Consider the following 8,298-nt stretch of genomic DNA (forward strand, 5'->3'; position numbering starts at 1 on the left):
TCGGCACAAACCCCTTTTTCAGAAGACCATGCGCTCACTGCCGTTGCTGACACTGATATTACAAAAAGAACTAACAGGGAAATACCAAGTGTCTTTTTTATTTCACAAAATGTTTGTTTTCCCATTTGTTTACACCCCTACGATTGTCCAGTTTGATACAATTCTAAGGCTATTTTTTTCAATTCACTTCCTATCGGCAGATACACTGCATTTATTTCTCAGAAAATATGTAAATTGAGAAATTTTATCTTTATATTTTTCTTTATATTTTAGATATTGATGATTTTACGTGTTGATAGAAGAGACCTCAAATTGTATCATTAGAGCGTTGTCGTTACAATATATAATAACTAGAGAAATATAAATAAGGGTTTAATATAAATCAGAATGACTTGATAACAGCTTTGGCTCTTTAACGCTGTAACAATATTCTATCTCTTCTATCCCTAAAAGAGTCACTCCCCCAGATAGATCATTTATCAGTTCAATTGAAACAGGGAAGTAAATTCCTACACTTACATCCATTTGCAAACTTGCCAAAGGACTGGATATCAAAGCTTCTGAGCTTTTAAAATTATATGAAGAAAAAGTTGCTGAGTATGGTGAAACTTAAACACCACGTCGTGAAGTAAATTTTCTATTATTACAACGGGAGCGCAGAGGGTCACAAATACCCCATTCTTTAGATTGGNNTTTATGGTTTCGTTTAAACCTCTGTACCGTTGCTTCTTTGTAAAGTGAGGTTTCTTAGCGTCACAGTTACAGAAGTTGGTAATGCAACTCTGCATTAAGAAAGTCTTGTAAATGGATATTTAGTTATTCCCCAGAAACCGGGAGGGCGGCCCGAAGCATACCCCATCCTTTAGGGTGGAGTGGCCGCACGCAATTTGATTTTTTCATTCCTCGGCATATTATCCATCAAAATTCGAGAATGTATTCAGGGAAGAAAACATGATCCATTAAATTAAAACAGCTTGAAGCAACTCCGTTATGTAAACCCTACTATAAAATAGGAGGTTAACAATATAAAAACGTTCTTTGAGTTCCATAGGTGTAGAAAGAAGATTTCCATAAATTTTTCCGATCGTGCCTGATTACCAATTATAGTGAATTTTCTTCCACTAGCACACTGAACTTTTGCAAATCATAGAGAAAAATCCTCAATTTTCTCAAAAAAATGGACTTCAGGTTCTGTGACTACTCCTGCTTTTTGCATTATTTTTTTCAGGTCTTCGGATTCTACGAACTTGGCTGCGTGTTCTTTTGTATCCCATTCCAAAAGGATGAAGATTTCATTTGGATCATATAAACTGTGGAAGAGCTGCCAGCCTTTGCAGCCTGCCTTTTCTCTCCTTGATCTGTCTTCATCGAAAACAGGTTTCCATTTGTGATAGTCTTCGACTTTGTGCTTTATAATAAAATATACTATAACTATTCCCCCTCTTTACCTAAACGCCATTATAAACAGGACTTGAGGTATAAAGTCAAGTATAAATTAGTTGAAGGATTATGCTACTGATTTTGTAATTCAACTGCGTCAGTCATAAGGTATTTTATAACTTTACTATTTATATGCTTGAAAATATATAAGATTGTACGAATTTAATTTATAATAGTAGATAACCTTAAAAAATACTCTAGTTAGATAAAACTAACTCCCTTAAGCCTCAAGCACTATCACTGAAACTGGATTTCTCCAAAATATGGCTGATGAAAGCTTATCGCTTTTTGTTTCACGTAATGCCTTAGAAAACCCTAGTTTTTTCCAATCGGAATGAAATCTTGAGAATTTTTACTTAATTTCATGGGAATCAACCCTCTGAACCCCAAACTTAGGAATAGTGAAATTCATAAAGATTGAATTAGAGGCGATTTGAGAGGTTTTTATAATCAGATTAATAGAGAAATTAAAAAGTTATTTAGATTCATTACAGAGCCTCTCAATAAGTCTAATCTCAAAATATAAATAGAACTTCAGTTAAAACAGATTTTAACATTTTTATAATTTAATTTTCCAAAAAATTTTTTCTGATCGTGCTTTTGCCTCTAAGCACACCTTTTGGGAAAATTAAGTTCTCTCCTGTGGAAGCCGACTACATTTTCAATCCTTGGATTAATTCAATATACTACAGCACCTTATATGAAATTATATGGTAGCGACTACAACAATCTCTCTTGATCCAGAAACAAAAGAAAAGCTGGATGAATTCAAAATCAATCCCGAAGAATCATATAATTCTGTTGTTGAAAGATTAATTTACATGGCAACCGACCATGAACCTTTAAGTGAAGAAAAAATTAAAGGAATTGAAGAAAGTTTAAGAGAATATGCGGAAGGCAAATTTTATACCGCAGAAGAAGTGTGGGGAGATTTGGAGAAGGATGAATAAGAGATTATCCGAAAAGTCAGTGATTCATGCTAAAAAGGTAAAATAGATATAAAATCCGAGTATCCTTTCCGGTTATGCGTATTGCCTATTGTAAAAGTTACAGCGGATAACCACTTTTCAGATAGTTCTTAATTGTAATACAGAATAATACAACCCTGTATTAGTAGGTGAGTGTCTATTGATACCGATTTGCTTTTTGCTCCAATACATGGTAAAAAATGTATTTTATGAATCGCACGCCTTCTTTTTGGACAAAAATAATACAAATAATACAATTTTGGAATATAAAAGAGTATATTATAAAGAGTTAGATTAAATTAAAATTTTAAATCGGCTATTATTATTTTGTATTATTTGTATTAATTGTATTAGAAAGAAGGTGATTGATATTGAAAACACTAATTTTAGTGTGTATTACCCTTTATATACTCATTAATACAAATAATACATTCTCCTCCTTTTAAAAAAATGGATGAGACACAGTCTAGTAGTGAAAGATAACAGATTTGTGAGCAAGATCTAAAAGAGTTGAATACTGTTAAATTTAAAAAAATTAGTTATATAAATAGACATATTTATTTTTCCGGTTTAATTCTTTTTTGTTGGCACATACATGGTTATTATTTATCCCTGTCCGGATATCCAGATTTTTCTTACGCTTTTATACTATAGTATAATAGAATATAATAAATTAAATATTATTGCAACAATTAAAATATTCATATATTACCACTGCTTACCAAATAGAGATATTGTCGTCAAAAATGCATCAAAGAAAAAGCGCCTGAAGGGGAAAAATCAATGGAGCAATTTCTTGAAAAGAACCAAAATCCTGTAATGAGTGTGGGAAGTGAAGGTACTGTTCTTTACTCAAATGAGGCTAGTGAGCCCTTATTGCAGGAGTGGGGTGTGAAAGTAGGAGAAAAATTGCCTTCTAGTATCGGAGATATTGTGCAAAAAGTAATTATCCAGAATAATCCAGAAAAAATGGAAGTTAGAGCAGGAAAAAGAGTATACTTGGTTGTTTTTAATCCTTTACCCAAACAAGAAAGTGTAAACATTTCTGGATTCGATATAACTGACCAGAAAGAACTTGAAGGAAAACTTCGGGAAAGTGAAGTTCTGGAGATGACAAATCTGGAACTCGCTGATATCATTGATATCGAGGCGGTCCAATCTCTAATGAACGATTTTTATAAGCTTGCCCACATTACCATGGCCCTAGTCGATCTCAAAGGTAATGTTCTGGTAGGTGTTGGGTGGAAGGATATATGCACAAAATTCCACAGGGTTTGCTCCGAAACCTGCAAGCATTGCATGGAAAGCGACACAAAGCTGTCTTCAGATGTTTCCCCTGGTGAGTTTAAGCTATACAAATGCAAAAACAACATGTGGGATATAGCAACTCCCATTATAGTGGGAGAACAGCATGTAGGCAATGCTTTTTCAGGGCAGTTCTTTTTTGAAGACGAACTTGTGGACTATGAGCTTTTCCGATCTCAGGCTAGAAAATACGGCTTCAATGAGGAAGAATATATAAACGCGCTTGAAAAAGTTCCTCGGCTTAGCAGGGAAGCGGTGGACACAAGCATGTCCTTCTTAATGACATTTGCCAACATGGTTTCACAACTAGGATATAGTAATCTCAAGCTGGCCAAATCATTGGTGGAACGTGATGTTCTGGTGGATGCACTGCAGGAGAGCGGGAAACGTGAGCAAGCTCGTTCAGAGGAACTTGAAGTATTATTGGATGCCGTTCCTGTCTCTGTTTATATAGCACATGACCCTCAGGCGCTTCGGATAACTGGTAACAGGCTTTCTTACGAATGGCTACGAGTTCCTGTAGGTACAAACTTTTCAAAGTCAGCTCCTGAGGAAGAGAAGCCAGAGATGTTTAAATTGTTCAAGGATGAGGTAGAGATTCCGCCTTCAAAAATGCCGTTGCAGTTGTCGGCTACGGGCATTGAGATAAATGACTGCGAGCTGGATATCGTATCTGCTGACGGCCAGATACGACATATATTGGGTAATGCAAGACCACTACGTGACGAACAGGGAAACCTACGTGGATCCATTTCTGCATTTATAGATATTACTGAACGTAAAAAAGCAGAAGAAGCTCTAAAAAAAGCAAATGACAATTTAGAAAAAATAGTTGAAGAGCGTACCGCAGAACTTGAGAAAGCTTACAACTCATTGAAAGAAAGTGAAAAAGGTCTTGCTGAAGCTCAAAAGATGGCTAACATTGGAAATTGGGATTTGGATTTTGTAACTGGTGAAACATACTGGTCGGATGAAATGTATCGTATTTTCGGACATGATCCTCAAGAATTAGTACCACCCTACAACGAAGTTTTAAATTACGTACATCCAGATGATCGAGACTATGTGGATAGTGCCTTTAAGAAAGCTATGAATGGAAAACTTTACAGCATCCACCATAGGATAGTCCTAGCTAATGGGGAAGAACGAACAGTCCATACACAATCTGAAGTTATTTTTAATGAGAAAAATATCCCCATTCGAATAAAGGGAATAGTTCAGGATATTACAGAAAGTAAAAAAGCTGAAGAGAAGATTAAGATACTGGCGAATGCCGTGGAATCATCGAATGATGCTATTATAACCGAGTCCCTTGATGGTATTATTACAAGCTGGAATAAAGGAGCAGAACAGGTTTATGGTTATTCAGCGGAAGAAATTCTCGGAAAGCATATATCCAATCTGGCTCCACCCTATTTAGATAAAGAAACAAAAAAATTAGCTGAACTGGTAAAACAGGGAGAAAAAGTTCAGCAGTATGAAACTTTACGATTAAGGAAAGATGGTGAAATAATAAATGTTTCAGTAACTTTTTCTCCGATTTTTGATACCACTGGAAAGCTTATCGCCATCTCAGTGATTTACAGAGATATAACTAAAAGAAAAAAAGCAGAAGAAGCTCTCAGGAATTTCGAAATTATCCGTAAGAAGGAATTACATCACAGAATCAAGAACAATCTTCAGGTTATCTCATCTCTTCTGGACCTTCAGGCTGATTTGTTTAAAGGTAGAAAGACTATCACAGATTCAGAAGTGTTGAAAGCTTTCAAAGAAAGCATTGACAGAGTTCTTTCTATTGCTCTTATACATGAGGAATTGTATAAAGGTAAAAATATTGATTTGCTTAACTTTTCGCAATACATAAAGGAATTAGCTAATAATCTCCTCCTAACATACAGTCTCAAGACAGATGTTAGTTTAAATTTCGATCTGGAAGAGAATATTTTCTTAGATATGGATACTGCTATTCCATTAGGGATAGCTATCAACGAAATTGTTTCAAACTCCTTTAAATATGCATTTTCCGGCAGGGATAAAGGAGAAATAAAAATTAAACTCCACAAAGAGGAAAACGGAGAATATGAGACTGAAGGCAATAAGAGTACCTCTTATTTTCTGTCCGTCTCAGACAATGGTGTTGGCATTCCCGAGTACCTTAATATTGAAGATCTTGATAGTCTGGGGCTTCAACTGGTAATTTCCCTCGTGGATCAATTAGATGGAGAACTTGAACTTAAAAGAAATAACGGAACAGAATTCGCTATAAGGTTCACAGTAAGAGAAATAAATGATTATCAATAACACAGAAGCATTTACCAATTTTTCAAAGATTATAAAAATTAGCTAAGAGGAATGTATTCCAAGTAAATAAAGAACAGTAGTCTAATACCTCATTAGGTAATCCCTTTAAAACTTATTATTTCTGTAATAAATTATGCAATTCAATATATTCAAATATATTAGGCTGTTTTTCTTCTAAATTTTTCAATAATTTTTTCTGCAATCTTGAATCTGCTACTAAGCCAGCTTTCAACCGCAGGGAAGAACGGGCAGTTCAGAACGCCCAGGCATATTATCAGGATGATAGTAGAGCTTGTTGACCCTGACATCAATGACAGAATCTGTGACCCTGCATGTGGCACTGCCGGTTTTCTGTTTACAGCCTACAGGTATATCCTAAGGAAATACAAGTCTTGACATGGTAATAGAAGACGAGGAAGGAGACTGGCATAACCTTATAGGAGACCACATAACCGAACAACGCGCATGGGACAAACTTCATCAGGACACCTTCTATGGCTTCGACTTTGATTCAACAATGATCAGGATTGCACTCATGAATATGGTTCTGCATGGGATTAGAACGCCTCATATCGAACCTATTGACACACTCTCTAGCCAGTACAATGGGGAAGAAGAGTTCACAGTAATTCTTGCAAACCCTCCATTCAAGGGAAGCATTGATAAAAATGACATCAAAGATAGACTGACTATAGGAACAACAAAGACCGAACTCCTGTTCGTTGAGAAAATGTTCAAGCTGCTCGAAATCGGTGGTAAATGTGGTGTCATTGTGCCTGATGGAGTACTGTTCGGCAGTTCGAGTGCCCATAAAGATCTACGTAAGCTCCTGCTCGAAAAATGCCAGCTTGAAGGAATAGTTTCCATGCCTTCTGGTGTATTCAAGCCCTATGCAGGTGTTTCAACTGCTGTGCTCATCTTTACAAAAGGAGGGAATACGGAGAAGGTCTGGTTCTACGATATGGAAGCAGATGGGTATTCTCTGCATGATAAGAGGCCTCCACTCGATAGAAAAGGGGATATTCCTGATGTTATCGAGAGGTTTAGAAATCGTAGGGAAGAAAACCCAACCGATAGGAAGGGGAAATGCTTCTATGTGCCAGCGGACGAGATCAAGCTGAAAAACTATGACCTTTCGATTTCCCGGTACAAAGAGATTGAGTACGAGGAAGTCAGGTACGAGAAGCCTGAAGTCATAATCGAGAAGATAAAGGGACTCGAAGGGCAGATACTAGCGAATATTGCGGAATTGAAGAGTTTACTCAATTAAGAGTCTACCCAAAAAGCGTTGTGACCTGCTGTATCCTTTACTATTAATTTGTTAAAAAATTATTTTTTCATTTTTTGACCCTTTAAGCCTTAACCCGACTCCTAAAACCAAGTTTTCCTAAGCTTTAACCCTTTCTAAAACATGAATGGTTAGTGGGAAAAAGGCTTATCACTTTTCTGTAAGTCCCAGAGATTCAAGTTCACCGATCATCATTCCACAAAAATTCCGGTGTTTAAGAATCTGGAATGAATCGGTAGCAATCTGCGAGGCTTCATTACCCTTTGTATTGACGATTGCCATAAACCCCTTAAAACCTTAACGAGAATGTATCCGCTAACGTCTGTAAGTCCCAGAGATTCAAGTTCACCGATCATCATTCCAAAAAATCTCTGTGCTTAAGAATCTGAACAGTACAAAATATAACATGCCTGCTGAAAGTCGGATAATAGATAATTATGGCAAATACATGCACGCATAAATTTATCTTATCGTTATTGGATAGTATACACTATCCTTATAAATCCTGATAAAAGTATGTGAAAAGGATGGTGGAAGTATGGAACTCACTCCGATTCAAAAAGATATCATTATTACGTTAATCAACCTTCAGAGGCAAAAAGACAGGTCAATTAAGGGGGAAGAAATTGCCGAGGTTATCCAACGTAGCCCGGGAACTATCCGCAACCAGATGCAGGTATTAAAAGCTCTGGGTTTAGTGGAAGGGGTTCCCGGGCCAAAAGGAGGCTACAAATCCACAGGAGCAGCATATGGCGCTTTACGAATCAAGCAGCTAAAAAATGAATCATCTGTTCCACTTTATAAAAACGATCGCCTGGTTGATGATGCTACAGCTGCCGAAATAAGCTTTACAACAGTAAGAAATCCAGAAGTCTGTCACGGAGTCATCCGCGTGCTAGGAAGCACAAAGGACTTTTTGATTGACGATAAAATTCAGATTGGTCCGACTCCTGTGAATCGCCTGATAATCCGCGGAGAAGTTACAGGAAGGGATGA

8 protein-coding genes are annotated in these 8,298 nt (G+C 36.6%); 5 read left to right on the forward strand and 3 right to left on the reverse strand.

The annotated features are described in order from the left end of the window. Nucleotides 1–372: 372 nt before the first annotated feature. Complete coding sequence (locus BP621_RS00795) at nt 373–525, reverse strand: hypothetical protein (protein ID WP_292387303.1); 153 nt, start codon at nt 523–525, stop codon at nt 373–375. Between the two features lie 619 nt (nt 526–1,144). Continuing rightward, a complete protein-coding gene (locus BP621_RS00800) occupies nt 1,145–1,435 on the reverse strand; it encodes a putative quinol monooxygenase (RefSeq protein WP_349682033.1) in 291 nt (96 codons plus the stop codon). Between the two features lie 715 nt (nt 1,436–2,150). Here BP621_RS00800 and BP621_RS00805 point away from each other — a divergent pair. The 4 genes from BP621_RS00805 (at nt 2,151) to BP621_RS00820 (ending at nt 7,284) form a co-directional block, all read left to right on the forward strand. Next, nucleotides 2,151–2,390 (forward strand): DUF7557 family protein, encoded by a 240-nt coding sequence (locus BP621_RS00805; RefSeq protein ID WP_292387305.1) that lies wholly within the window; start codon nt 2,151–2,153, stop codon nt 2,388–2,390. 801 nt (nt 2,391–3,191) lie between these two features. Beyond that, nucleotides 3,192–6,014: a PocR ligand-binding domain-containing protein gene (locus tag BP621_RS00810; protein WP_292387308.1), complete on the forward strand. Its 2,823-nt coding sequence runs from the start codon at nt 3,192–3,194 to the stop codon at nt 6,012–6,014. Between the two features lie 204 nt (nt 6,015–6,218). Further along, nucleotides 6,219–6,410 (forward strand): N-6 DNA methylase, encoded by a 192-nt coding sequence (locus tag BP621_RS00815; RefSeq protein WP_292387311.1) that lies wholly within the window; start codon nt 6,219–6,221, stop codon nt 6,408–6,410. A 1-nt stretch (nt 6,411) separates the two neighbouring features. Next, complete coding sequence (locus tag BP621_RS00820; RefSeq protein ID WP_292387314.1) at nt 6,412–7,284, forward strand: HsdM family class I SAM-dependent methyltransferase; 873 nt, start codon at nt 6,412–6,414, stop codon at nt 7,282–7,284. Between the two features lie 168 nt (nt 7,285–7,452). On the opposite strand, the gene BP621_RS00825 is transcribed toward BP621_RS00820, so the two are convergent. Then, the gene (locus BP621_RS00825; protein WP_292387317.1) at nt 7,453–7,584 is read right to left on the reverse strand and encodes a hypothetical protein; all 132 of its coding nucleotides are present in this window, start codon (nt 7,582–7,584) and stop codon (nt 7,453–7,455) included. A gap of 256 nt (nt 7,585–7,840) precedes the next feature. Here BP621_RS00825 and BP621_RS00830 point away from each other — a divergent pair. Then, a partial coding sequence (locus BP621_RS00830) for an Rrf2 family transcriptional regulator (protein ID WP_292387320.1) occupies nt 7,841–8,298 on the forward strand: 458 nt, incomplete at its 3' end.

The sequence above is a fragment of the Methanosarcina sp. UBA5 genome (assembly GCF_002505485.1).
Lineage (GTDB): Archaea > Halobacteriota > Methanosarcinia > Methanosarcinales > Methanosarcinaceae > Methanosarcina.

Bases quoted from the DNA above. Each gene is read 5' to 3' on its own strand.
- BP621_RS00795 (WP_292387303.1), bottom strand. From the start codon at position 525: ATGGATGTAAGTGTAGGAATTTACTTCCCTGTTTCAATTGAACTGATA.
- BP621_RS00805 (WP_292387305.1), top strand. From the start codon at position 2,151: ATGGTAGCGACTACAACAATCTCTCTTGATCCAGAAACAAAAGAAAAG.
- BP621_RS00810 (WP_292387308.1), top strand. From the start codon at position 3,192: ATGGAGCAATTTCTTGAAAAGAACCAAAATCCTGTAATGAGTGTGGGA.
- BP621_RS00820 (WP_292387314.1), top strand. From the start codon at position 6,412: ATGGTAATAGAAGACGAGGAAGGAGACTGGCATAACCTTATAGGAGAC.
- BP621_RS00825 (WP_292387317.1), bottom strand. From the start codon at position 7,584: ATGGCAATCGTCAATACAAAGGGTAATGAAGCCTCGCAGATTGCTACC.